Annotated in this window: 21 protein-coding genes and 1 pseudogene; 8 read left to right on the top strand and 14 right to left on the bottom strand. The window is 55.0% G+C overall.

Features of this window, described 5'->3' with window-relative positions:
* The 7 genes and pseudogenes from C3451_RS24645 to C3451_RS21945 form a co-directional block, all read left to right on the top strand.
* Positions 1 to 89, top strand: a pseudogene (locus C3451_RS24645) (hypothetical protein); the annotation flags it as partial.
* 7 nt (positions 90 to 96) lie between these two features.
* Positions 97 to 345 carry an excisionase family protein gene (locus C3451_RS21970; RefSeq protein WP_124304414.1) on the top strand — a complete coding sequence of 83 codons (249 nt, stop codon included), beginning with the start codon at positions 97 to 99 and terminating at the stop codon, positions 343 to 345.
* A 44-nt stretch (positions 346 to 389) separates the two neighbouring features.
* Positions 390 to 1682: a site-specific integrase gene (locus C3451_RS21965; protein WP_044901827.1), complete on the top strand. Its 1293-nt coding sequence runs from the start codon at positions 390 to 392 to the stop codon at positions 1680 to 1682.
* Between the two features lie 184 nt (positions 1683 to 1866).
* A complete protein-coding gene (gene pncB / locus C3451_RS21960) occupies positions 1867 to 3069 on the top strand; it encodes a nicotinate phosphoribosyltransferase (RefSeq protein WP_023299736.1) in 1203 nt (400 codons plus the stop codon).
* Between the two features lie 168 nt (positions 3070 to 3237).
* Entirely contained in the window at positions 3238 to 4638 is a 1401-nt protein-coding gene (asnS, locus tag C3451_RS21955; protein ID WP_038415785.1) for an asparagine--tRNA ligase, read from the top strand.
* A 606-nt stretch (positions 4639 to 5244) separates the two neighbouring features.
* On the top strand, positions 5245 to 6303 hold the full coding sequence (gene ompF / locus C3451_RS21950; RefSeq protein ID WP_023299735.1) for a porin OmpF: 1059 nt from the start codon (positions 5245 to 5247) through the stop codon (positions 6301 to 6303).
* Between the two features lie 184 nt (positions 6304 to 6487).
* Entirely contained in the window at positions 6488 to 7678 is a 1191-nt protein-coding gene (locus C3451_RS21945; protein WP_023299734.1) for an amino acid aminotransferase, read from the top strand.
* A gap of 52 nt (positions 7679 to 7730) precedes the next feature.
* Here C3451_RS21945 and C3451_RS21940 read toward each other — a convergent pair whose 3' ends face one another.
* From C3451_RS21940 to cmoM, 7 genes are all read right to left on the bottom strand, one after another.
* Positions 7731 to 8378 carry an MBL fold metallo-hydrolase gene (locus C3451_RS21940; RefSeq protein ID WP_023299733.1) on the bottom strand — a complete coding sequence of 216 codons (648 nt, stop codon included), beginning with the start codon at positions 8376 to 8378 and terminating at the stop codon, positions 7731 to 7733.
* Between the two features lie 20 nt (positions 8379 to 8398).
* Positions 8399 to 8950, bottom strand: coding sequence for a YcbK family protein (locus C3451_RS21935; protein WP_003858202.1), 552 nt, complete (start codon positions 8948 to 8950; stop codon positions 8399 to 8401).
* A gap of 175 nt (positions 8951 to 9125) precedes the next feature.
* Entirely contained in the window at positions 9126 to 10949 is a 1824-nt protein-coding gene (ldtD, locus tag C3451_RS21930) for a L,D-transpeptidase (RefSeq protein ID WP_032624528.1), read from the bottom strand.
* Positions 10950 to 11128: 179 nt separating this feature from the next.
* Positions 11129 to 15577: a chromosome partition protein MukB gene (mukB, locus tag C3451_RS21925; RefSeq protein ID WP_023299731.1), complete on the bottom strand. Its 4449-nt coding sequence runs from the start codon at positions 15575 to 15577 to the stop codon at positions 11129 to 11131.
* A complete protein-coding gene (mukE, locus tag C3451_RS21920; RefSeq protein ID WP_003858208.1) occupies positions 15577 to 16281 on the bottom strand; it encodes a chromosome partition protein MukE in 705 nt (234 codons plus the stop codon). The genes mukB and mukE overlap by 1 nt, the downstream gene beginning before the upstream one ends.
* Entirely contained in the window at positions 16262 to 17584 is a 1323-nt protein-coding gene (gene mukF / locus C3451_RS21915) for a chromosome partition protein MukF (protein WP_022647635.1), read from the bottom strand. The genes mukE and mukF overlap by 20 nt, the downstream gene beginning before the upstream one ends.
* Before the next feature lie 3 nt (positions 17585 to 17587).
* The gene (cmoM, locus tag C3451_RS21910; RefSeq protein ID WP_006809373.1) at positions 17588 to 18367 is read right to left on the bottom strand and encodes a tRNA uridine 5-oxyacetic acid(34) methyltransferase CmoM; all 780 of its coding nucleotides are present in this window, start codon (positions 18365 to 18367) and stop codon (positions 17588 to 17590) included.
* Between the two features lie 120 nt (positions 18368 to 18487).
* Between cmoM and elyC the strand changes: the two genes are divergently transcribed.
* Positions 18488 to 19267 (top strand): envelope biogenesis factor ElyC, encoded by a 780-nt coding sequence (gene elyC / locus C3451_RS21905; RefSeq protein WP_022647634.1) that lies wholly within the window; start codon positions 18488 to 18490, stop codon positions 19265 to 19267.
* Here elyC and C3451_RS21900 read toward each other — a convergent pair.
* The 7 genes from C3451_RS21900 to C3451_RS21870 form a co-directional block, all read right to left on the bottom strand.
* Positions 19244 to 20137: a YcbJ family phosphotransferase gene (locus tag C3451_RS21900; RefSeq protein WP_003858216.1), complete on the bottom strand. Its 894-nt coding sequence runs from the start codon at positions 20135 to 20137 to the stop codon at positions 19244 to 19246. The genes elyC and C3451_RS21900 overlap by 24 nt on opposite strands.
* Before the next feature lie 130 nt (positions 20138 to 20267).
* A complete protein-coding gene (kdsB, locus tag C3451_RS21895; RefSeq protein WP_045622043.1) occupies positions 20268 to 21014 on the bottom strand; it encodes a 3-deoxy-manno-octulosonate cytidylyltransferase in 747 nt (248 codons plus the stop codon).
* Positions 21011 to 21193, bottom strand: a complete 183-nt coding sequence (ycaR, locus tag C3451_RS21890; protein WP_003858220.1) for a protein YcaR — start codon at positions 21191 to 21193, stop codon at positions 21011 to 21013. The genes kdsB and ycaR overlap by 4 nt, the downstream gene beginning before the upstream one ends.
* A gap of 45 nt (positions 21194 to 21238) precedes the next feature.
* Positions 21239 to 22468: a winged helix-turn-helix domain-containing protein gene (locus tag C3451_RS21885; RefSeq protein WP_045622042.1), complete on the bottom strand. Its 1230-nt coding sequence runs from the start codon at positions 22466 to 22468 to the stop codon at positions 21239 to 21241.
* A gap of 43 nt (positions 22469 to 22511) precedes the next feature.
* Positions 22512 to 23489, bottom strand: a complete 978-nt coding sequence (gene lpxK / locus C3451_RS21880; protein WP_045622041.1) for a tetraacyldisaccharide 4'-kinase — start codon at positions 23487 to 23489, stop codon at positions 22512 to 22514.
* Complete coding sequence (gene msbA / locus C3451_RS21875) at positions 23486 to 25234, bottom strand: lipid A ABC transporter ATP-binding protein/permease MsbA (protein ID WP_023299725.1); 1749 nt, start codon at positions 25232 to 25234, stop codon at positions 23486 to 23488. Before msbA ends, lpxK begins: the two co-directional genes overlap by 4 nt.
* Positions 25235 to 25270: 36 nt before the next feature.
* The coding region (locus C3451_RS21870; RefSeq protein ID WP_124304413.1) for a DNA internalization-related competence protein ComEC/Rec2 at positions 25271 to 26947 on the bottom strand (1677 nt) is incomplete at its 5' end.

Here is a 26947-nt window from a genome sequence, read left to right as displayed (position 1 = left end):
TTGGCCGGGAGGGTTTTAATTTGCTGCACGACAGTTTCATCGAACAGATTCAGAAAGAAGGCATGCCTGACATGCCAGTTATGCACTGAGGTGATTATGAGCGACGTTGTTCTTCTGGTACCGAATGGCTGGGTTAGCGAAAAGGTTCTGATTGCGGTTACCGGGCTCAAGCCCGGAACCATCACCCGCGCCAGAAAAGAATCCTGGATGCTGGGCCGCGAGTACCTGCACATTTCACCAGATGGTAATCCCAAGCCTTCGAGCGAATGCATGTACAACAGGAAAGCCGTTGATCAGTGGATCGAGGCACAGAAAAAAAATCAACCAGGTGCGAAGACAGCATGAAAAGCAGTACACTCGTCCACGCTCCTGGACGTCAGGAGGGATCAATGGCTAATGCATCATACCCGACAGGCGTCGAAAACCACGGCGGTTCGCTCCGCATCTGGTTTCTTTATAAAGGTAAACGTGTCAGGGAAAACCTCGGTGTCCCTGACACTGCAAAAAATCGCAAGATAGCTGGTGAGCTGCGTTCTTCGGTTTGTTTTGCGATAAGGATGGGGAATTTTAACTATGCAGAAAAATTCCCAAACTCACCGAACCTTTCCCGGTTCGGTCAGGATAGAAAGGAAATTACTGTGCTGGAGCTTACCGAAAGATGGTCAGAGCTGAAGAGAATGGAGATCAGCTCTAATACCATGAGTAGGTACGAATCCATCATAAAAAACATGCTTCCGCGCATCGGCGAAAATAAAATGGTTTCTGCGGTTACCACTGAAGATTTGCTGTATGTCAGGAAGGAGTTGCTGACGGGCTTCCATGTAATGAAGAAGGATCACCGGACACAGGTAAAAGGCCGGAAGTCTTCCACGGTGAATAATTACATGATGCTGATGGCCGAGATCTTCCAGTTTGGAGCTGATAACGGCTACGCAAAGGAAAACCCGTTTAGCGGAATTAACCGGCTCAGGAAGGCAAAAGACGAACCAGATCCACTCACGACCGACGAGTTCATCAGGTTCATTCAGGCGTGCGGCCACCAGCAGATGCGAAATCTCTGGACCGTCGCCGTTTATACCGGAATGAGGCATGGGGAATTATGTGGTCTTGCATGGGAAGACATCGATCTCACCGCGGGAACCATTACGGTTAAGCGCAACCTTACCCAAACGTATGAGTTCACCCTGCCAAAAACCGAGGCAGGCACTGACAGGGTGATTTATCTCATACAACCAGCTATTGATGCCCTCAGGAATCAGGCCCAACTGACGCGCCTTGGCCGGCAGCATGAGGTTGAAGTGAATTTGCGTGAATATGGCCAGTCAGTCATACATCCATGCACTTTCGTTTTCAGCCCTCAATGCGTCAAGCGTGGGTCCCGAAGAGGATATCATTATGCGGTTAATTCGATTAATAAAATTTGGGCCCCGATAATCAAGCGCGCCGGCATTCGTTACCGCAACGCTTACCAGTCACGGCATACCTATGCGTGCTGGTCATTATCAGCTGGTGCAAACCCAAACTTTATAGCAACTCAAATGGGGCATACCGATGCACAGATGGTTTACAAGGTGTATGGAAAGTGGATGTCAGAGAAGAGCGGCGAACAGGTTACTCTGCTCAACAAGGCGCTTTCACACATTGCCCCATCGCTGCCCCAAAGCATGATAGTAGCGCAGTAGAAAACCTTAAATTCAAGTGGTTAGCAGCCATGTTGCTACATTTTTATAACACGGGGCACGAAATGCGCTCGACCATAAAGTGTGCTTATGTTGTGATCGGGGTTCAATAAATCACTAAACAGGGTATACTCCGGAGTTGTTTATTGTACTAAACGCTCCCGTGAGAGGATGCTACAGCGCACCTATGACTCAATTCGCTTCTCCGGTTCTGCATACGTTGCTGGATACCGACGCGTACAAGCTGCATATGCAGCAAGCCGTGTTTCACCACTATCATGATGTTCATGTTGCGGCGGAATTTCGCTGCCGGGGTGACGACTTGCTGGGTATCTACGCAGATTCCATTCGTGAACAGGTCGATGCCATGCAGCATCTGGCGCTCACCGATGACGAATATCAGTGGCTTTCAGGCCTGCCTTTCTTTAAAGCGGACTATCTGAACTGGCTGCGTGAGTTCCGCTATAAGCCGGAACAGGTCACCGTCACCAATGATAACGGCAAGCTGGACATTCGTCTGACCGGCCCGTGGCGCGAAGTGATCATGTGGGAAGTGCCGCTTCTGGCCGTGATCAGCGAGCTGGCCCACCGTTATCGCTCCCCTGAAACCGGTGTAACGCAGGCGGTTGCCGCTCTGGAGAATAAACTCGTTGAGTTTTCCAGACTGACAGAAGGGCTGGATATGTCCCGCTTCCGTCTGATGGACTTTGGCACGCGCCGCCGCTTCTCTCGCGAGGTTCAGGAAGCCATTGTCAGACGTCTGCAACAGGAGCCGTGGTTCGTTGGCACCAGTAACTACGATCTGGCGCGTCGCCTTGATTTAACGCCGATGGGTACCCAGGCGCACGAATGGTTCCAGGCGCACCAGCAGATCAGCCCTGACCTTGCCAACAGCCAGCGCGCCGCCCTCGCCGCGTGGCTTGAGGAATACCCGGATCGGCTGGGTATTGCCCTTACCGACTGCATTACCATGGACGCGTTCCTGCGCGACTTTGGCCCTGAGTTTGCCGAACGCTACCAGGGTTTGCGCCATGATTCCGGGGACCCGGTTGAATGGGGTGAGAAAGCCATCGCCCATTACGAAAAATTGGGTATCGATCCCATGAGTAAGGTGCTGGTCTTCTCCGATAACCTTGACCTGGCGAAAGCCGTCGACCTTTATCGCCACTTCTCATCGCGGGTGAACCTGAGTTTCGGAATTGGTACGCGCTTAACCTGTGATATCCCCCAGGTGAAACCGCTGAACATCGTCATAAAGCTAGTGGAATGTAACGGTAAGCCGGTCGCGAAGCTCTCCGACAGCCCGGGCAAAACCATCTGCCATGACAAAGCGTTTGTCCGCGCATTACGTAAAGCCTTCGATCTGCCTCAGGTTAAAAAAGCCAGTTAACGGCTTCGGGGGAGCCTTCATGGCTCCCCTTCTCTTATTAATTTCTTATTTCTTCTCTTAAGACGGTGAAATTTACTTGTCTGATAGCGGATGGCAGGTAACATAGATATCCCCCCTATAAGGGCGGACAAGTGTTTATTTTTTCCGACTATTAACAGAGAGAATATTATGAGCGTTGTGCCTGTAGCCGACGTACTCCAGGGCCGTGTCGCCGTTGACCAGGAGGTCACCGTGCGCGGATGGGTGCGTACTCGCCGAGATTCTAAAGCTGGCATCTCCTTCCTCGCCGTCTATGACGGTTCCTGCTTTGATCCTGTACAGGCCGTCATTAATAATTCTCTGCCCAATTACAATGATGACGTTCTGCACCTGACAACCGGCTGTTCCGTGATCGTCACCGGTGTTGTGGTGGCCTCTCCGGGCCAGGGTCAGAGCTACGAAATTCAGGCGACCTCGGTGGAAGTGACCGGCTGGGTTGAAGATCCGGACACCTATCCGATGGCTGCAAAGCGTCACAGCATCGAATATCTGCGTGAAGTTGCGCACCTGCGTCCGCGCACCAACCTGATTGGTGCAGTGGCGCGCGTGCGTCATACGCTGGCGCAGGCGCTGCATCGATTCTTTGACGAGCAGGGTTACTTCTGGGTGTCTACTCCGCTGATCACGGCATCCGATACCGAAGGCGCAGGTGAAATGTTCCGCGTTTCAACGCTGGATATGGAAAACCTGCCGCGTACGCCGGAAGGTAAAGTCGATTACGACAAAGACTTCTTTGGTAAAGAAGCCTTCCTGACGGTTTCCGGCCAGCTCAACGGCGAAACCTACGCCTGTGCGCTGTCTAAGATCTACACCTTCGGCCCAACCTTCCGTGCGGAAAACTCTAACACCAGCCGTCACCTGGCGGAATTCTGGATGCTGGAGCCGGAAGTCGCCTTTGCCGATCTGAATGACGTGGCTGGCCTGGCAGAAGCGATGCTGAAATACGTGTTCAAAGCCGTTCTCGAAGAACGCGCAGACGACATGAAATTCTTCGCTGAGCGTGTCGATAAGGACGCCATCGCCCGTCTTGAGCGCTTCGTCTCCGCAGACTTCGCGCAGGTGGATTACACCGACGCGGTCGCTATCCTGGAAAAATGCGGTGAGAAATTCGAAAACCCGGTTTACTGGGGCGTGGATCTCTCCTCCGAGCATGAACGTTATCTGGCAGAGAAGCACTTCAAAGCACCGGTTGTGGTGAAAAACTATCCGAAAGACATTAAGGCGTTCTATATGCGCCTTAACGAAGATGGTAAAACCGTTGCCGCGATGGATGTTCTGGCGCCGGGCATCGGTGAGATCATCGGTGGCTCCCAGCGTGAAGAGCGCCTGGATGTACTGGACGCGCGTATGCAGGAGATGGGCCTGAACCCGGCGGACTACAGCTGGTATCGCGATCTCCGTCGCTACGGCACCGTTCCGCACTCTGGCTTTGGCCTGGGCTTCGAACGTCTGATTGCTTACGTAACAGGTGTTCAGAACGTACGTGATGTGATTCCGTTCCCACGCACACCGCGTAACGCAAGTTTCTAACCGACCAAATCATTAATGGCCAGCAAATGCTGGCCATTATTTTATCCTGCAATGTCAGTTTTCGTCAGTCAAAAGTAAGCGTCTATAAACCACAACCCCGCAATTCCCTCTACCTGTTACGTTTTGTTTCCACGAAATATCCTTAGACAAAAAAATAACCCTATTCTTATTGCGCTTAATACAATCCTTACGTAATAGCACAAAAAACAACCACTTTCACAGCCATCTGGATGGCTTTTGTCGATTATAAGAAAAAATGAGCCGTTTAACTTCTGTTTATACGAAAGACCTTTAGCTAAATTAAACATAAGGAAATCATATATATAAGAATAAAGCGGAGGTTTAATTCACCAGAACGCGCTGAAGTTTGAGGTGCTTCACAAAGTTCCCAAAAATACATATTTAGTTACATATATTTTCTTTTGGTAACTGAATCTTGAAGATTGTAGCACTTTCAGTGTAGCGAAACGGTTCTATGAATGGAAAGATGCCTGTCAGACACATAAAGACACCTAACTCTCATCAATAGTTCCGGAAATATTTATTGACAGAATTTATTGACGGCAGTGGCGAGTGTCATAAAAAAACCAATGAGGGTAATAAATAATGATGAAGCGCAATATCCTGGCAGTGGTAGTCCCTGCCCTGCTGGTAGCCGGTGCAGCAAACGCTGCTGAAATCTATAACAAAGACGGCAACAAATTAGATCTTTACGGGAAAGCAGTTGGCCTGCATTACTTCTCTGATTACGCGGGCAACGATGGCGACAACACTTACGCGCGTCTGGGCTTCAAAGGTGAAACTCAGATCAACGATCAGCTGACTGGCTACGGTCAGTGGGAATACAATTTCCAGGGTAACAACTCTGAAGGCGGCGATGCGCAGAACGGCAACAAAACCCGTCTGGCATTCGCAGGTCTGAAATTTGGTGACGCAGGCTCCTTCGACTACGGTCGTAACTACGGTCTGGTCTATGACGCAATCGGCATCACCGATATGCTGCCTGAGTTTGGCGGCGACACCGGCGCGAGCGATAACTTCTTCGCAGGCCGTACGGGTGGTCTGGCGACTTACCGTAACAGCAACTTCTTCGGCCTGGTTGACGGTCTGAACTTTGGTGTTCAGTACCTGGGCAAAAATGAACGTGATGACGCAGTACGTTCCAACGGCGACGGCTGGGCGACCTCTCTGAGCTATGACTACGAAGGCTTCGGCATTGTCGGTGCTTATGGCGCCGCTGACCGTACCAACAACCAGCAGACGCTGGAATGGGGTAAAGGCGACAAAGCTGAACAGTGGGCAACCGGCCTGAAATACGACGCGAACAACATCTACCTGGCAGCCATTTATGGCGAAATGCGTAACGCAGCGCGCCTGGGCAGCCGTGGTTTCGCTAACAAGTCTCAGGACTTCTCTGTTGTCGCTCAGTACCAGTTCGATTTCGGCCTGCGTCCATCCATCGCTTACTACAAATCTAAAGCGAAAGACGTAGAAGGTATCGGTGACGAAGACTACATCAACTACGTTGATATCGGTGCGACCTACTACTTCAACAAAAACATGTCTACCTATGTTGACTATCAGATCAACCAGCTGAAAGACGACAACAAGCTGGGCATCAACAACGACGACATCGTGGCTCTGGGTCTGGTTTACCAGTTCTAATCAGCACACCTCGTTGCTATATGCTTAATGAACAGGGCTTCGGCCCTGTTTTTTTATTCCCGAGAGAAAATAATAGCGACTTTTGAAAAGCCGCACGCTTTTCGTCGCAAACGGTTGGCATTTTGTAAATCTACCGTTAACCTGATAGCGGATTTCACTTCTGTAATCACAATGGAACTTCGTCATGTTTGAGAACATTACTGCCGCTCCTGCCGACCCAATTCTGGGCCTGGCCGATCTGTTTCGTGCCGACGACCGCCCTGGCAAAATCAACCTGGGTATTGGTGTATATAAAGATGAAACCGGCAAAACTCCGGTACTGACCAGCGTCAAAAAAGCTGAGCAGTATCTGCTGGAAAACGAAACCACCAAAAACTACCTCGGTATTGATGGTATCCCTGAATTTGGTCGCTGCACCCAGGAGCTGCTGTTCGGCAAAGGCAGCACCATTGTGAGCGAAAAACGCGCCCGCACGGCGCAGACCCCAGGCGGTACCGGCGCACTGCGCGTGGCGGCAGATTTCCTGGCGAAAAACACCTCTGTTAAGCGTGTCTGGGTAAGCAATCCAAGCTGGCCGAACCACAAGAGCGTGTTTAATTCTGCGGGTCTGGAAGTCCGTGAATACGCCTACTATGACGCGGCAAACCACGCGCTGGACTTCGATGGTTTGCTGGCCAGCCTGAGCGAAGCCCAGGCGGGCGATGTGGTGCTGTTCCATGGCTGCTGCCATAACCCAACTGGTATCGATCCTACGCTTGAACAGTGGGAACAGCTGGCTAAGCTGTCCGTTGAAAAAGGCTGGCTGCCGCTGTTCGACTTCGCTTACCAGGGCTTTGCCCGTGGTCTGGAAGAAGATGCTGAAGGTCTGCGCGCATTCGCCGCCGTCCATCAGGAGCTGATTGTCGCAAGCTCCTATTCCAAGAACTTTGGTCTGTATAACGAGCGTGTCGGCGCCTGTACGCTGGTGGCCGCTGACGATCAAACTGTCGATCGCGCATTCAGCCAGATGAAGTCCGTGATCCGCGCTAACTACTCCAACCCACCGGCACACGGTGCGTCTGTAGTTGCGACGATCCTGAGCAACGATGCGCTGCGCGCAATCTGGGAACAAGAGCTGAACGATATGCGTCAGCGCATTCAACGCATGCGTCTGCTGTTTGTGAACACGCTGGCTGAGAAAGGCGCCGACCGTGACTTCAGCTTCATCATCAAGCAGAACGGCATGTTCTCCTTCAGCGGCCTGACCAAAGAGCAGGTGCTGCGCCTGCGTGAAGAGTTTGGCGTCTATGCCGTTGCCTCTGGCCGCGTGAACGTTGCAGGTATGACGCCTGACAACATGGCGCCACTGTGCGAAGCCATTGTCGCGGTGCTGTAACCTGCACCCATAAAAAAAGCCTGCATCGCGCAGGCTTTTTTATTGAAAGGGTTTACCAGACAGGCATTTCATCCTGAAGGAACGGGTTATGCAACCGCTCATCGCCCAGCGTTGACATTGGTCCGTGTCCAGGGATAAACGTCACATCATCACCTAACGGTAATAACTTCTGCTTAATCGACTGAATCAGCTGACCGTGATCGCCGCGTGGGAAATCGCTGCGTCCTACGCCCCCTTTGAAAATCACGTCACCGGAAATCAGCAGGCGTGACACGTCATCAAAGAAGACAATATGGCCAGGCGTATGCCCGGGGCAATGCAACACCTGTAAAGTTACATTCCCTACGTTAACGCGATCGCCTTCGTTCAGCCAGCGGTCCGGTGTCAGTGGCTGACAGTCATCCAGACCAAACATGCGGCTTTGGGCAGGCAGCCCCTGAAGCCAGAACTCATCTTCTTTTTCCGGGCCGATAATCGGCACACCGTAGTGTTCAGCCAGTTCAGCCGCTGCACCCACATGGTCAAGATGGCCATGGGTCAGTAAAATCTGCATCAGCGTTACACCGCTGGCAGCGACTTCCTGCTTGATTGTCTCAGCGTCGCCACCGGGATCAACAAGCGCGGCCAGTTTAGTTTGTTCACACCAGATCAATGAACAGTTCTGTGAGAACGCGGTAACCGGAATAATACGATAGTTCATACTGCTCCTGTGTTTCGTTATTACCAGTGCCGAACCGGCCCGGTATCAATATGCACAAAGTTGCTACGTGGGTAGTATCCTACACCACCTGCGCGCATAGATAACGCCGCTTTGCGAATATTGGCTAACGAAACGCCTTCAATATGGAAATCCATCGCCTGCCCTTTGGTGTGATAGCTTTTTTTCGCTACCCCACGGCTGTGGGCGCGCAGTTCATTGTTGGTATCCAGAGAGCGATAGCCAGAAATGAGTTGCACCGGCCTTTTGGTCCCCAGCAGTCCCTGCAAGCGGTAAAGCTGATCGAATAATCCAGGGTCGATGGCTTTGATTTTGTTCGCGCGGAAATCACGGAAAAAATGGTTGAGTCGTGCTAATTCATCCTGAATATAGCCTCTGCCATCGAAAAATTCCGCTTTAAGCGTCTCACCAGTATGCAGATTGTTGAGCGTTAAAATACGCGGACGAGGTGTCGAGAGGGTGGCAAATGCTGGCGTCGGAAGGATGGCTGCTGCGCCCAGCGCAACGCCACCTAACGCCAGCAATTTGCGGCGATTAGCGTCAAATTTGTCCATGATAATCAGGTCTACAGGTAAAAGAAATTGTCAATATGCTTAGCGCACGAAGGGCACCATAACTGGCAAAGCCTGCTACGTCAAGGCGCCCAACCCCAGTGAATACGCGGCTTGCAACCAGATCGCCTCATATTCACCATAACTTACGACAATCATTTTTACCGAACTACTTCATTTACCTGATTAATTGTTCCGCTTTTGGCAAGATTTGTGCGCCGGATCGCGCTGTCAGATCATAATTGTAAATATCTGTACGATACTGGGTACGTCCGTCCGCGCCCACAAACGCCGTCAGATAGTAAAGATTGACCGGAATATTGTGGCGGATATTGACGTAACGCGTATCCCCCTGCTTCAGGGCATCTGATATCCGCGTATCGTTCCAGCCTGCATCCTGCAACAGCATATTCGCCAGCTCCGAGGCCTTATTCACGCGAACGCAGCCAGAACTGAGCGCGCGTGCGTCTTTCTGGAACAGATTATGGTTCGGGGTATCATGCAGATAGATTGCGTCCGAACTTGGCATATTGAATTTGTAACGTCCGAGCGAGTTATGCGCACCTGGTGCCTGCTGGAAACGGAACGGCAGGTTCGAAGGCGTAATCGTTGACCAGTCGACCATCCAGGGGTCAATCGCTTCTTTGCTGTTCCAGCCACGCATCACCGTATAGTTATGTCGCTCCAGATAGCCCGGGTCATTCCAGACCTTAGGCAGGATATCTTTGCGCGCCAGCGTCGGCGGCACGTTCCACGGCGGGTTAACCACCACGTTATTCAGCGCGCTGCTCATCATCGGCGTTTTGCGGTCAGGTCGACCCACAATCACGCGGGACGCCAGCACTTCGCTACCGTCCTGATAGTAGACCAGGGAGTACGCCGGAATGTTGACCATAATGCCGGTGGATAACGTGCCCGGCAGCAAGCGCAAGCGCTGGATATTCAACGCCAGCACCCCTGCCCGCTGGGCCGGAGAGACGTTCAGCCAGTCGCGAGTCGATGGACCAATCACGCCGTCGGCGCCCAGCCCCTGCGCGGCCTGGAACTGCTTCACTGCCGCGACCAGCTCGCGATCGTAAGCGGCGGGCTTATTGCTCAGCGCAACGGCGGTTTTCTCTTTTACCGGCGCCGACGGGCTGACGACTGCGTTTTGCGTATCGTCGCCGGGCAGCGCAATTTTAGGGCCGCTGTCAAGCATGCCAGACCGTTTCATAATTTCGCGAATCGCAGGCACATCGCTGCTCCATTGTCCCGGACGCAGCGTTGCTGTTCCACGCAACTGAGGCCACGGGCGGGAATCCGCGACCAGCTCAAGAAGCGACTGATGCATCGTGGCATACTGCGGGTGGGCGGGCGCAAGGCTTGCGATAAAGCGCGGCAGTTCACCGTTGTCCAGCGACAGCTGCCACTGATTAATGACGGACAGCGCGGGCGTCGCCAGCTTGTACGGTTTACTGCTGTATAACCAGCGGTTGCCGTTCACCGAAATCCCCGCCACAAATTGCAAGTAGCCCATCATGGCATCAGACAGCACCACGTCACGCGCCTGTCCGGTAACGGCAGGGTCGGTCAGGAGTTCAACCCAGGTCGTGAACTGTGGCTGAAAACCTGCAATCGCCACTTCAGCCAGCTGCTGCTGGAAGGCACGTACCGCCTCGCGATTTTCCCACATCGGTTTCATATCGCGCGCAGCGTAAAGCAGCGTGAGCTGGTTAATATAAGCGGGAGTATAGCCCGAGGGCAGCCCGGTCATAAGCTGCTGGCGTAATGATTCAGTATCGATGCCTTCCGGCAGCGGTTTAATGCCGGCCATGATGGCCGTCGCCGGAGACTGATCCAGCGGTTGTGACAGCGACGTCGGCTGCGCGCCCATCGTCGCGGAGCTGTCAGTCGGTACAATTTCAGGCTCATCGGCCTGAGCGGTAAACAGTGGAGCAAACATCACTGTCAGGCACAAACTCAGCGCAGACAGCTGACGACCACGATCTTTCTTAAGCAACATCCCTTGCCCCCTGTTTTTCACGACATGCCCAGTATGCTGGAGCTTTCCTTCAGTATAGAAAGGCATACACGCTGCTGCCTTGCCTTATGTAAAGAAGTTTAAAGATAACGCAGCCCTGAACACAAGTTAAGTGAATAAAAAAAGCGACGCCTGAGCGCCGCCTTTTATCATACCCCGGGTTAAGAGGCGTCAGCCGTGCCCGGTAAAGACTCCGGAGGCTGCGGCGCAAAGCCACGCAGACCTACGACGTGTACATGTTCACTGTTCTGGAACACTTTACGCACCAGCTTATAGGTTGTCCCTTTTTCCGGACTGATGTTTTCCGGCGCCGCGATGATGAGCTGCATATCGAGTCGCTCGCAAAGCTCAAACAGCGTGGCGATGGAGCGGGCGTCGAGACGCGCGGCTTCATCGAGGAACAGCAGACGGCATGGAGAGATGTCCTTGCCGCGCAGACGACGCGCTTCATCTTCCCAGCTCTGCACCACCATCACCAGAATCGACATACCGGTACCGATGGCTTCACCGGTAGAGAGCGCACCGGATTCCGCGCGCAGCCAGCCGTCTGAGCCACGGTTAACCTCAACTTCCATTTCCAGATAGTTGCGGTAGTCCAGCAACTCCTCGCCGATGGTTTGCGGCGTACGCTGGCCCATGTCAATCTGCGGATTCAGACGCTGATACAGCTTCGCCAGCGCTTCGGAGAAGGTCAGGCGGTTACTGTTGAACAGATCCTGATGCTGCTCATGCTGTTCAGACAACACGTCAAGCAGCGTGGAGTGCGCCTCACGCACGTTCACGTTCAGCCGCACGCTGTTGACCTGGCCAAACGACACGCTTTGCAGGCCCTGGTTCAGCTGACGGATACGGTTCTGCTCGCGCTGAATGGTTTTACGAATAATATTCGCCACGCTGCGGGAGCTGATTGCCAGCTTCTGCTCGCGGGAGGTCAGCTCCTCCGTCAGACGGCCCAGCTCGATCTCCATCTGTTCGATCGCTTCAACCGGATCGTCGGTACGGATGATGTCCTGACGAATACGCTCGCGTAAGTGCTGATAAACCGCCACGAAGAACTGAATTTTGCGCTCAGGACGCTTCGGATCTTCGGACATGCGCAGCACGTCGCGCAGGTGTTCATTGTCCGCCACGGCCAGACGCAGCGCACCCAGCGCCTTATCCGACATAGAGCGCAGTTCATCGGCTGACAGGTACGCCAGCTCGCGACGGTGCAGACGACGCTCCACGTTGTTGTCCTTCACCATGCGCATCACCGCGCACCAGCCCGCCTTCGCGGTCACAACCTGTTCACGCATCTCAAAATAGTCGCGCTCCAGCTTGCGCAGACGACGCGTCAGGTTGTCCATCTCCGCTTCACAGAAGGTCAGCGCTTTTTCGAGCTGATTACGACGCGCACGGTTGTTGCTGAGCTGAGCATGCAGCTCATCACGGCGAATACGCGCCCGCTCTTCTGCGCCGCTGTCGGCGCGCACGCCAATGTCCTGCAACTCTTTATGCAGGTCATTTAACAGCTCTTTCTTGGTGTCGAAGGAGCTTTTCAGCGATGCCATGACCTGGCTGTACTGGCTCAGCTGTGCAGCGTGAGTACGCATCGCTTCACGGGCGCGCGTTCGTTCCGCTTCGGCCTGCTCAAGACGCTGGCGCAGCTTTTCATTCAGATCGCTGTTCCCGCTCAGCATTTCTGCTGAATCGGAGTAGCCGAAGTGTGCGCGACGTTGCACCACTTCCGTGAGGGCAAACGCCTGCTGACGCGCTTCGCGCTGCACCTGCTGTGACCAGGCGTAATCTTCTTTTAACTGCTCAAACTGTTCCGGGTCGCTCTGGAGAACGGAAACCATCGGCTCCAGTTTTGCCAGCTGATTGCCGTGTTGCTGCACAAAGCGCGCCGCTTCCTGCGCTTCGTCCAGACGTTCCTGAATCTCATCCACGCGGTCGGCGAGCGTATCGTCCGCCAGCAGGTTCAGGCGCGGCAGGATGCGGTTAAGGGCCGCAACGCCTTCTTTCGCCTGCTCAAACTGCACGCGGCTTTGCTGGTTGTCATTTTCATGGCTGGCAAGCGCACGCTCCAGCTCACCGCGGCGGGTGTTGAGCTTACGAATTTCGGCTTCCGGATCGGGCTGGAAGGCAACGCCCAGATGGCTGCCGATAAAGCGGCTGAACGCCTGATGCAGACGCTGGGTTTTCTGCACGTCAAACGACAGGGTCGCAAAACGCTCTGAAAGCGTTTCACGCTCGGCGTGCAGGCTTTCAATACGGTTTTCACGCGCGGCGCGGCCAAACAGCGGCAGTTCCGGGAAGCGCGAATAGCGCCACTGGCGATCGGCGATTTTCACCACCACCGCTTTTTCCAGCTCGTCGACGCTGAATACGCTGTCATCAAACGACTGCGGATCCCCTTCGATGAGGTAGAGATCTTCCGGGCAGTCTTCCAGCCCTGCAAGCTGGTCAGAAATCAGCGACAGATCCGGCACTACAATCGCGTTACGGGACGGACCGTACAGCGCGGAAAAGTACGGCGCATCGTCCAGGCCGACGTCGTCGTAAATTTCAGACAGCAGCACGCCGCCGAAACGCTCGGCTAACGCATTCAGGCGCGGATCTTCTGAGCCGCCAGGCTGGCTTAAACGCTCGATTTCTTCATCGACGTCACGCTTGCGCGCGCCCACTTCGTCACGCTCAACAATCGCTTCGCGTTCGCGCTCCAGCAGCTGTTGCATGTATTCGGTGACGTCCTGGCTGGAGGCAAACTCCTGACCACACTGCTCGCTGAGCTGGTTCAGGCTGCTTTGTGCGGCCAGCCAGATCGGCGCACGCTGTAAGAGCGTCTTCGAACGGGACTGAAGCTGTTCCAGCTCCTGACGCAGCGTCATGCGCTGTTCGCTGGCGTTCGATACGGTATCGGACAGGGCCGCAATACGCGCTTCCAGCTCCTGATGCAGAGCCTCAAGCTCGTCGAAATCGTAATTTTTACCCTGACGTTTGCAGAATTCCGCCAGCAGACGCTCAGCTTCCTGCTGTTCACGCAGACGCTGTTCCAGCTCGTTCAGGCGCATGCGCAGCGGCTGCACCTGCTCGGCCAGATGGCGCTGATTGACGCCGTCGCGCAGCAACTCACGGGCAACGTCCCACGCTTCGTTACGCGCCAGCGGACCGTTGATCGCCACCACCAGCTGGTACGCCTGCTCAAACTGGCTGTGTGCCGTTTGCGCCACGCTCATTTTCTGATCGAGAGAAAGCAGTTTCTCAGTGGCTTCCTGCTCTTTGGCCTGGAAGGTATCCAGCCATTCGTCAGCGCTTTCAGGGGTCAGGTCCGGCAGGTGGCACAGCTCTTTGGCACGCTGCAACGCCTGCAGCGCCTGGTTGTATTGGATCGCGCGGGTCTGCTGCACGTCCAGCGCCTGCTGGTAGTCTGCGAGCTGGCTTTTCAGCTCATCCACTTCCAGCTCGGCGGCTTCCGCGCGGGCTTCGTTCTCTTCCTGCAAATCGGCGGCTTCTGCCACCACTTCATTTTGCTCTTCAAGACGAATTTGCAGCTCATCGAGATCGGCTTCATAACGCTCGATTTTTTCCTGCTGACGCAGCGCGGTTTGCACCAGGTTCAGATGATCGCTGGCCGCCTGGTAATCGGCTTCCAGATCCCCTTCGGCACCGTTGTGCTCGCCCAGTTCGCGCGCCATTTCGACATGCTTATACTGCTCGGCGACCAGCTGTTTGCGGGAGGTAAACAGCTCGCGGCGGTATTCCAGCGCCTGATCGAGATGAATACGGCGCTCGTTGGCGTGACGCATATAGTCTGCCGCCACGTAGTTGGTGGCTTCGCTGATCAGGTGCTTAAACAGATCGCGGTCAGATTGCGTAACGCGAATCGCTTCCAGCGTCATGCGGTTTTCACGCAGCGCGGCTTCCATATCCTGGAAGGCCTTACGCACGCCGCTGTTTTCCGGCAGCAGGTAGTCGCGCAGGGAGCGGGTAATGGCGCTTGAGATACCGCCGTACAGGGAGGCTTCAATCAGACGGTAGTATTTACTACGATCTGACGCGCTGCGCAGACGACGGGCCACCACGCCGAGATCGAACATCAGAGAGTGGTAGTCGGTAATGGAGTTAAACTGCTTAAACTGCACGCCTTCGATGGCTTCCAGCTTGTCTTTCAGCTCCTGGAGCGTCAGAACGCGCGCCTGACGTTCATTCAGGGTTTCCGTCAGCAGCGCGGTCGGCTGCACGGAGGTTGGCAGCCCCTGGATCGCAAACGGTTTGATATCTACTTTACGGTCGCGGCCGGCAACCTGCTGCAGGCGCACGCCTACAACCACGCGCTGATGACGGGAGTTGATCACGTCCAGCACCGAATAACAGACGCCCGCTTTCAGCTTACCGTGCAGCCCTTTATCTCGGGAGCCGCTCGTTGCACCCGCTTCAGTGGTGTTACGGAAGTGCAGCAGAGTCAGGTCAGGGATCAGCGCCGTCACGAAGGCCGCCATGGTGGTGGATTTACCTGCCCCGTTACCGCCGGAGAGCGTTGTCACCAGCTCATCCAGATCGAAGGTTCGGGCAAAGAAGCCGTTCCAGTTAATCAGCGTTAGTGAGCGAAATTTACCGCGTTCAATCATTACTCTTCCTCCCCGCTATCCGGCTGATTCTCTTCGTGCTCGTCATTGAGCTGCAAATGGTTTTCCACCGGCATCGCTTCACCGTCACGGATCATGCGCAGCTGTGCTTCACGCGCATCGTCACCCGCACGCACGTCGGCACCAAAGCGGAAGACCGATTCGGTAATGCGGAACTTGCTGCTGTCGTGACCCATGAACCAGACCATTCCCAGACGGCGCAGACGGTTCAGGGAAGAGCGAACTTTTTCCTGTAATTTCTGACGGTCCAGATCGGACCCCGTCGAGCGATTATTTACCAGCTTGAGCAGCTTGCTTTCATCCGCCAGCGACAGCAGCTCATCGTAAAGCTCCTGCTGGGTGAAGATCCCTTCATTCGCCAGACGTTCCGGGCTGAGGTAGAGGTAGCAGAGAATTTTGCCGACCATCATATCCAGTTCGGAAAGCACCGAGCGCGGAATAAGCGTAGTAGAGCGCGGACGCAGGTAGAAAAACCCTTCCGGCGCGCGGATCAGCTCAACGTTATAGCGAGCGTAAAACTCTTCCAGATACTCCTGAAAGTCCATCAAAAAGGCGTGATTATCCAGCTCGTCAAGGCCAATGTGACGACCGGCACGCAGCTGGCTGTCCAGCGCCGGAAACAACGGATTCGCCAGCGCCTGTGCCAGCTTAACTGGCATCACTTGTTCAATATTTGTCAATGACATGCGCCTGTACCTTGGCTCCGTAATCGTTAATCGGCTGCCACTTCGGCGGCAGTCCGGTGAAATCGGCTTGTGCGATGCCCAGGCGCACCGCCTGGTCTACAACAATGCGGGCTACATCGAAGTGGCGCGCTCGCGGATACTGCGCCAGATAGTCGCGTACCACGAGGCCAAGATCCAGCGGTGCTTGTCTGGCTTTATAGACAGCGAGCTGTTCTTCGATCATCGCCGCAAGCTGCTCGCGAATTTCGTTAAATTCTTCGTATTCCAGATCCGGCGGCAGTTCCCCGGTAACCTCTTCATCACGCAGCGCCATCTCTTCGTCGCGCATATCCAGAAGACGATCGGCGTTGGCGTAGGTCAGCGCCCACGGCGCATCAAAGTAGGTCTGTACCGACTGGCGCAGACGCTGAGCAAAGACGCGGTTCTTATCCATATCGATGGCGGTACGGATAAATTTATGCACGTGGCGGTCGTAACCGATCCACAGGTCGATCGACTGCTGGCCCCAGCTGATAATGCGGTCAAGCTTACTCTGCAAATCAAACACCAGACGGTCGATAAAATGCAGATCGTCGTGCGCCATCGTCGCGTCCTGGATGCGCAGCAGGTTGGCCTGTAGCTTATCCCCAGCCGCCTCCAGCGTATCCTGCAACTCACGTAGCGTACCGGACGTTTCTGACAGCAAAAGTTCACAGCTGGAGATGGCCGCACGCCAGTCTTTATTCAGCAGTTGAGCGATATCGTCTTTGACCTGCTGCTGCTGTTCGTCCATCAGACGTTGAGTCAGATCGATACTGTCGAAAATCTCGGCGACCGAGTATTTTAGCGGCGCGTAAACGTTGCGATGCCAGTGGAATTCGTCACCGTTTTCATCAGCCGCGTCGGCGGCACGCTTCAGCTCGCCTGCAACAATGGAGAGCTGCATGGAGAGACGCAGCGTGGAAAATTCGCGCTGGCGGATGTAATAGTCGGTAATGCCAATGCCCAGTGGCGTAAGACGATAGATGGCGTTTCCTTCCGCCTGCTCGCTGGTAAAGCGGTTCAGCAGACGTTGACGCACCATATCATTGATTGCGTTGTTGGCACGCACGCTAATGGTTTCGCTGGTTTGCTCAAACGCATCACTGACGTGGCGGAACGCATCCACCAGTTCGCCTTCACTCATTTCGCCATCCAGGCGTTCGCCGTTTAGCGTCGCAACCGCCAGCAGGAATGAGAGTCTGTCTACCGGCAGCGAGATGGAGAAATCGTTTTTCCTGGCCCAGGCAACCAGTTCGGGGACTGTCTGGGAAAATTCACTCATAGATTATCCTTGCATCTGCGGCTTGCGCGCGGTGACGTGGATATAGCGGCCAAGGCTCAGATAAGGCTCCTGGCGGCAGTACCGCGTCTCTATTTCTGTTAAGGCGTCTAAACAGTCATCCTGTTTTTGTTTATCACGCAGATAATCATGAAACACCCTCACGCCAGTTTTGCCGGTAATTTCCCAACCGATCTCCTCCAGCCAGCCATAGACCTGCTGCGGTTCACGGGGGAAATCCGGTGAAAGCGTGCGTCGTTTCTTTTTATACATGCCCTGCTGTACATAGCCAAAATTGCCGACCAGCACGTTTCGCATTAGCAGGCCGTTGGCATTGTAAAACATCAGCGATAACGCACCGCCCGGGCGCAACATCGACCACAGCGTTTTTAACATCGCTTGTGGTTCGGCGACCCATTCGAGCACAGCATGAAACAATATCAGATCAACCTGCGTTTCCAAATGCTGCGGAATGTCCTGAGCGGCGCAATGTATAAAATGCATGTTGTCGCTCACACCTTTCTCTTCTGCCGCTCGCCCGGCGCGCGCAACCATCTCGGCAGAAAGATCGCAAAGCGTGACGTGATGTCCCCGCTGCGCCATCAGAATTGCAGTCTGCCCTTCCCCACCGCCGGCATCCAGTACGCGCAACGGTCGGTCACCAAATTCAGCCAGCAGCTTATCCAGATCCTGCCAGAGGATCGTCTGACGAAGCTGACCTTTGGTGGTGCCATAAATGTTGCGCGAAAACTTTTCCGCGATGTCATCAAAATTGCGATCCCGCATTGGGAGGGTTCCACTCACTGCAAAACCGCTATTTTGTCACACCCGCGCGGAGAATGAACCACTCTGGTGTAATATCACGGGCAATCGCCTGCTGTATGGTTAAAAAAGGAACCAAAAAGGATGCTTTTTACCCTAAAAAAATATATCGGAGGCATGATGCTTCCCCTTCCCCTGCTGTTGCTTCTCATCGCGCTGGGGCTGGCATTGATATGGTTTAGCCGCTTTCAGAAAAGCGGTAAATCCCTCGTCACCGTGGGCTGGCTGGCGCTGCTGTTACTCAGCCTGCAACCGGTCGCTGACGGTTTGTTACGCCCGATTGAAAACACCTACCCTACATGGCAGGGAAAACAGAAGGTGGGCTATATCGTGGTGCTGGGCGGCGGGTATACCTGGGATCCGAACTGGGCGCCCAGCTCGAACCTGATCAACAACAGTCTGCCGCGTCTGAACGAGGGGATCCGCCTGTGGCTGGCCAATCCGGGATCGAAGATGATCTTCACGGGCGCTGCGGCAAAAACCAACCCGGTAAGTACCGCTGAAGCAGGGGCAAGAGTGGCTGAATCGCTTGGCGTACCACGTTCCGCCATCATCACGCTGGATAGCCCAAAAGATACCGAAGAAGAAGCTGCTGCGGTGAAACAAGCCATCGGTGATGTGCCGTTCCTGCTGGTGACCTCTGCTTCACACCTGCCGCGCGCAATGATTTTCTTTGAGAATCAGGGCCTGCATCCGCTTCCTGCTCCGGCAAACCAGCTGGCCATTGACGCCCCGCTCAACCCGTGGGAACGGATAATCCCGTCCCCGGTATGGCTGATGCACAGCGACCGCGTCGGTTACGAGACGCTTGGCCGCCTGTGGCAGTGGCTTAAGGGTTCGTCAGGCAAGCCAGGGCAGGAGTGATTTTGCGGCCAGATCGAAACTGGCCCGATTAAAGCGCCCGGTGTTGACCAGTTGCGCCACCTCATCCCAGAGAAGATAGAGCCAGCGTCGCCAGAGAAAGGCCTCCGCAACGGGGGCGCGCTGAAGATAGTGCCAGAGCAAATCTTCCGCCGCCCCGCCCTCGCTCAGCCTGAACAGTTCGTACTCGCGCGGCGCCCAGAGCATGATCCCCGGCCCGACCATCGCAAGAAGCTGATCGCTGCGCGAGTCTTTAAGCATACTGCGCAGCGTGAAGTTGCCGTGAACCAGCACGCAGTTGTCGTTAAAGCCCTCAAACAGCGTCGGCAGACACTCCCGGGTGCGGAACAGAATACGTTTGTCCTGCATCGTTAAACCGGTGTTGTTGAACTGGTTCAGCGTGCCCCACAGCACTTCAACACGCTGGCGATACCACAGCGGCCACAGGTTTTCCTGGGTGCTGTCTACCGCGCCAACAAGACCCCGGCTGTCCTGCCGATGCCAGGCTAGCAGGGCCTCGACAATCTGATCTTTCAGCTGTTCCCAGCGCTCCGGTGTACGCGTCGGAGCTTCAACAGAAACCCCGCGTAAACGTTCAATAAGCAGAACATCCGGGCCGGGATGCTCCTCATGGGTCATCACGCCGTAGACCGTCGGCATACGGACAGTCCCTTCCCGCGCCAGCATCGACATTTTCCAGGCCAGCTGTCTGGCGACGCCCGGCGAGGTAAAACTTCTGGCCATCAGCGGCATGGGGTTTCCCTGACTGTCGTACAACGACCAGAGTGCGGTATCGGCCTTTTCATTCACGCATTCCACCCGGCTTAGCTTTTCGCCAAGGAGATGGCTGAGTTCAGCACGCAGCTGTTCCATATGAGATTACCCCCATTAAGACTACTGCTTTTATAATGAGCGCGCGAAACCCGGATGTCACCCGGTCGAGATCAATAATGAAAAAGAAAAGGAAGAGAACATCCCCCCAGAACGAGGGGATGCCAGCGAATCAACGCATTTCGACGCGTACGCGCTCGAGATCTTCAGGCGTATCCACGCCGGTGCCAGGGACTTCCTGGGCAACCGCAACGTGAATTTTCTCGCCGTACCACAGCACGCGAAGCTGTTCGAGCATTTCGATATGCTCAAGCGGGCTTGGTGCCCAGGCGACATAGCGACGAATAAAGCCGGCGCGGTAGCCGTAAATACCGATGTGGCGCAGGAAGGTTTCGCCGATCGTCTCTTTCGATTGCGCGAAACGATCGCGATCCCACGGAATGGTGGCGCGGGAGAAATAGAGCGCGTAGCCCTCTGCGTCCATGACCACTTTCACCGCATTCGGATTGAACGCCTCTTCAGCGTGGTGAATCGGCACCGCGAGGGTCGCCATGCCAACCTTACGCTGGGCCAGGTTGTCGGCCACCTGACGGATAATAGCCGCCGGGATCATCGGCTCATCGCCCTGCACGTTCACAATCACCGTCTCGTCACTGAAACCGCATTTTTCGACGACTTCCGCCAGGCGCTCGGTGCCTGACTGGTGGTCGGCACGGGTCATGCACACTTCCCCACCCGCGGCCTCAACCGCTCGCGCGACATCCGGGTGATCGGTGGCGACGATGACGCGTCCGGCGCCCGATTCGCGTGCCCGTTCAAGGACATGCACAATCATCGGTTTACCGTTGATATCCACCAGTGGTTTACCTGGCAGGCGCGTTGAAGCATAACGCGCAGGGATAATGACAACAAAACTCATGGTTTGATCTCTTCTGCCACCAGAGAACGGGCTTCATTTTCCAGCAGGACCGGAATACCGTCACGCAGCGGGAACGCCAGGCTGTCCAGTTTGCAAATCAGCTCTTGTTTATCCTGGCTGTAATACAGTTTGCCGTTGCACACCGGGCAGGCAATAATTTCAAGTAAACGGTGATCCATAGTTCCTCCGTATGGGTAATTGCTAAAGCTTACCACATTCTTTTTTCAGGGAGTGCCTGTTTCCCAGCCACCTCGACAGGTCGTAAACAGCCCCGCAGGCACGCGACCGAGTACAATTTCATACGCCCCCTGCCAGCGCGCAAATTCACTGAGCGCAGACGTTAGCCCTTTTTCCAGGCCAGCCGTGACTTTTATGCCCTCTTCCAGCCAGAGCGCGATAATTTCAAGCGTGCCGGTTTTACGGTGCATTTTAGCGTCCATGCGCCCGACAAGCTGCCCTTTATGAAGCAACGGCAAAACAAAATAACCGTACTGACGTTTTTGCGCCGGGGTGTAGCATTCCAGACGGTAGCTGAAATCAAACAGCTGTTCGGCCCGCTTTCTGTCCCAGACAACGGGGTCGAACGGCGAGAGCACGGCACTGTGGGTCGACTGGAGTTTGCCCTCTTGCGCCTGCGCCAGCAGAGGGAACAAATCCGCATGCAGCCACATTTCACCTAACGACTCAACCGAGACCGGCATCACGCGCTGTTCACGCTGCCACGTTTCCAGCAGCGGTTTTAGCTGCGGCTGACGCAGGCGATAATAATCCGCCAGCCACTGTGGGCGGAATATGCCCAGGCTGCGGGCGCTGTTCCCGAGCATGATGGCTTCGGCTGCGTCCTGAGACAGCAGGTCACGCGTATCGTCCCAGTGAGGCATAACGCGGTGCGTGAGGTCATAAACGCGCTGAAAGTTGCGGCGCTCGACCACCATCACTTTGCCCGACGTAAACAGCCCTTCAAGATGGCGTTTGTGCGGTTTCCACTCCCACCATCCGCTTGCGCCTTTTCGCGGGTGTTCAAAATCCGCAGAGCGTACCGGACCGTTTTCCTGAATATGGGCAATCAGTTGTTCTATTTCATCCGCGTGTTCCGCCATCCACTCCTGGCGGTATTTCCAGCCCATTTTGTCCGGGGCGAGCATTCGGTGACGCACCAGTGCAAAATCGCTGCGCGGGAGAAAACAGGCTTCATGCGCCCAGTATTCCATCAGTTCACCCTGACTTAGCGCATTATCCAGCCACTGCGGAGGATAGTTTCCCAGGCGGCTAAACAGGACCAGATACGGGCTACGCGCCACGATGTTAATGGTGTCGATTTGCAGCAACGACATGCGTTGCACGGTAGAGAGGATATCCGCTGGCTGCGCGCGGCGGCGGGGCTTTTTCAGAAGCCCCTGGGCGGCAAGATGCAGGTTTCGTGCGGCTGCAAGTGAGAGTTGCGGTAGAGACATGCGTTTTCCTGTCAGTCAAAGCGCCACCGGAACCGCGTAGAAGTTACTGCACTAACGCGAGCAGTTCCTTGAGCAAATGTTCCGGCTGTTCGCCGCTGAGTTCAGCATCAACCGGCAGATACCACCAGTTTTCTTTCGCAAAGGCCCGGCATTTTACCGCGTCTTTTTCCGTCATGATCAGCGTCTGGCCCGGTGCGGCCAGCCTCTCAATCTCTTCGGCAACCAGCGCCTGGTGATCGGCCAGCGGTACCCGTTTCTCCAGCCGCGCGCCGCACTGCTCCAGCGTCGCGAAGAAACGCGGCGGATGACCAATCCCGGCCATCGCAATCAGATGATCCAGTAACGCGACGTCTTTACGCTCGCCGGTCAGCATATTCACTGCCTTTCCGGGACGAAGATGCATCGGGATCTCACCCGCTCTGGCTTCACCACCGTTTACAATCACGGCATCGACGCTCTTCAGGCGCGACGCACGCTCACGCATTGGACCGGCTGGCAGCCACCAGCCGTTGCCAAAACGCCGCACGCCGTCAATAACCACGATCTCTTTGTCACGCGCCAGCGCGTAATGCTGCAAACCATCATCGGTAATTATGATTTGTACGTCATGCTCTGCAAGCAGTGCCTTTACGGCATCACTGCGCATCGGCGATACCGCAACCGGCGCGCCAGTACGTTGGTAAATCAGTACCGGCTCATCACCGGCTTCAGCGGTAGTCGTAGCTGGGCTCAGCACCAGTGGATACTGCGCCGCTTTACCACCGTAACCGCGTGAAACAACTCCCGGGCGGATACCGCGCTTCTGGAGCTGTTCTACCAGCCAGATCACCACCGGCGTTTTGCCGTTTCCACCCGCCGTCAGGTTGCCGACCACCACGACCGGTACCGGTGCGCGCCAGGCGCGCTTGATCCCGAGGCGATAAAGCAGACGAATAGCACCGCTCACCAGGCCATACAGCCAGGAGAGCGGGAGAAGCAGCACCCACAGAGGGGATTCACCCGACCAGATGCGTGCAATCATTGACCGAACTGCATTTTATGAAGCTGCGCGTATACACCACGTTGTTCCAGCAGGTCCGCATGGCTGCCGCGTTCAACGATAACGCCGTCTTCCACCACCACGATTTCGTCAGCCTGTTCGATGGTCGACAGACGGTGCGCGATAACCAGCGAGGTACGGTTTTTCTGTAATTCATCCAGAGCCGACTGGATAGCGCGTTCAGATTCCGTATCCAGTGCGGACGTTGCTTCATCGAGGATCAGAATCGGGCTGTTGCGCAACAGCGCTCGGGCAATCGCGATACGTTGACGCTGACCACCGGAGAGCAGCACCCCGTTTTCGCCAATGATCGTATCCAGACCGTTATCCATTTTGTTAATGAAGTCCATCGCATAGGCCATACGCGCCGCATTCTCGATCTCTTCACGGCTGTACTCTTCGGTACGGGCATACGCAATGTTGTTCGCCACCGTATCGTTGAACAGATGCACGTTCTGCGAAACCAGCGCGACCTGGTTACGCAACGACTGTAGGGTATATTCCCGCAGGTCGTGACCATCAAGCAGGATTTCGCCCTGGTCGATATCGTAGAAACGGGTAATCAGGCTGGCAATAGTCGACTTGCCCGAACCGGAACGACCGACCAGTGCAACGGTCTTACCCGCCGGGATGGACAGGCTGATATCACGCAGCGCCGGCACTTCACGGCCTGGATAGGTAAAGGTCACGTTGCGGAATTCCAGGTCACCTTTAGCGCGCTCTATCACGCGTGTACCTTCATCTTTTTCTTGTTCGGAATCGAGGATGCTGAACAGCGTCTGACAGGCTGCCATCCCGCGCTGGAACTGGGCGTTGACGTTAGTCAGCGATTTCAGCGGACGCATCAGCGCAATCATGGATGAGAACACCACGGTAATGGTACCCGCAGTCAGGGTTTCCATGACGCTCGGGAAGCTTGCTGCATATAGGACGAAGGCCAGGGCCAAAGAGGCAATCAGCTGAATGATCGGATCGGAAATCGACGAGGCCGATACCATTTTCATCCCTTGCAGGCGCATTTTGTTGCTGACCTTGTCAAAGCGTTTGGTTTCGACTTCCTGACCGCCGAAGATCAACACTTCCTTATGGCCTTTCAGCATCTGCTCGGCGCTCGTAGTCACCTGCCCCATCGTATTCTGCATATTTTTACTGATGTTGCGAAAACGCTTTGATACCACGCGGATCGCGATGGAGACAATCGGCGCCAGCACAATAAGGATCAGCGACAGTTGCCAGCTGTAATAGAACATCATCGCAAAAAGACCGATGATGGATGCGCCTTCACGCACAACGGTAATCAGTGCGCTGGAAGAGGACGACGCCACCTGCTCTGAATCGTAGGTAATACGCGACAGCAGGGTACCGGTTGACTGTTTGTCAAAGAATGAGACTGGCATCCCCATCATATGGCTGAATAACCGACGGCGCATGGTCATCACCACTTTACCGGATACCCAGGAGATGCAGTAGCTGGATACATAGCTGGAGATTCCGCGTAAGATCATCAGCCCAATAACCACCAGCGGCATCCATAGCAGCACTGAACGATCCGTTTTACCAAAACCGTCATCCAGTAACGGTTTGAGAAGCGATAACATAAACGTATCGCTGGCTGCGTTGAGGATTAACGCTACGCCCGCCACGATCAAGCCTGCTTTGAAAGGTGCAATCATCGGCCAGAGCCGGCGGAACGTTTGCCACGTGGAGAGATCTTTGTCGTTATGCATTCAAAAAACCAGCATTTGTTGAAATAGCCGCATATTCTACCCGTTATCTACGGGCGCGCCAAACCACTGATGATACCAACGCGGTAAATAGTGTTCACGTAAGCGGCGAATTTGCCGACTTTGGTGCGAAAACGTCACAGTTATCTGTCCGGACTGCGGGGTATCAAGCCAGAGATATCCCTCAGTTCGATAGCGCCTGACTACTTTGATGGAAGGGAAACGCCACGCGTTATAGCGGGCCATCGAGGCCAGCGAAACCTGCCCCTCTACGCGCTGTAGCAGCGGTGTTGAGGATGACGTGTTACTCCCATGATGCGGCACCTGAATCAGTGTAGCCGCAAGTTGACGCCAGCGGTGGCTCAACATTGCCAGTTCTGCCTGCGCTTCAATATCTCCGGTCAGTAAAACGCTCTGTTCGCCGTCATCGATTTTTACCACGCAGGAGCGGTTGTTACCTTTCGCCGAGGTGTTTTCGGGTGGCCAGTGCACGGAGAACGTTAACCCATGCCACTGCCATCGCTGTCCACGAAAGCACGGAAGATGTCCGGTCCAGGCTAAGGGGCTTCTGATCCACATTGCAGGCCAGGCAGCTTTTAGCGATGCCAGTCCCCCCGCGTGGTCGAGATGTTCATGGCTCAGGATCACCCCTTCCGGCCTAAGATGATGCCAGCGTAGCCAGGGAATAATCAGCTGCTGCGCGCTGTCCCCACCGGGCCATGCCAGCCCGGTGTCATACAGAATGGCCTTCCCGTGACGCTCAATGACCATCGCCAGCCCTTGCCCTACATCCAGCATATGCAGGGACCAGCTGTCAGTTTTAATCCTGTGCCAGAGGGGAAATGCCATCACCACGCTGCCTGCCAGACAGACTGCGGGTACTGCGCTGAAGGCCCTGAATCGCCAGCCAATGATCAGCAGCCACGGCAGTAACGTCAGGTATTGCCAGCGTTCATCCACGTCCTGCCAGCCATTCGGTAAACGCATCAATAGCCAGAAAAGTCCTGCCAGAGACTTATCGGCAGCCAGCCAGACGATACTTTCCAGCGTCGCCACCGGAAACAGATGCAGAAACATGCCGAGCAGGATCAGTGGAACTGAGATAAACGTTACCAGAGGAACAGCAAACAGATTCGCCACCAGCGAGGAGAGACTGAAACCATGGAAAATCAGTACCTGAAGCGGCAACAGAAGCAGCAGCATTCCAACCTGCAAATACAACAGCGTAACCAGCGGCCGCAGGCACCGGCCACGTTGCCAGTGCGGGAGAGGCAACCACTGATACCAAAAAATAAGCGCGGCGACCGCAAACGCGGATAACGCCAGGCTTTGTGACAGTACCGCCAGCGGATCGAAAAAAAGGATCGCCGCCACGCAGGTAAGCCATACCTGCCAGGGCGACCACTGACGACCACTCATTTTTAATGCAGCCAGTACCACAAGCGCCATAACCGTACGCAGCGCGGGCGGCTGCAATCCCGTTAGCCATGCGTAAAACGCGGCAAAAAGCAGACCTGCCAGTAAGGGCACTTGCCAGATAATCCAGCGGCCCGGCAGGAAAAATTGGATGCCCCGAGCCAGTAGCCAGACAGCAGAAGCGGCCAGCGCAATATGCAATCCCGAGATTGCCATCAGATGCATCGTTCCGGTCTCACGCATCAGGTTTTTTATCTCCCGCGAGACCGATAGCCGCTCCCCCATCCCCAGCCCCAGGAT

This window comes from Enterobacter sp. 301B, from assembly GCF_003850715.1.
Taxonomy (GTDB): Bacteria; Pseudomonadota; Gammaproteobacteria; order Enterobacterales; family Enterobacteriaceae; genus Enterobacter; species Enterobacter intestinihominis.
Note: the sequence above shows the minus strand (reverse complement) of the source record. Positions and strands in the feature narration are given on the sequence as shown.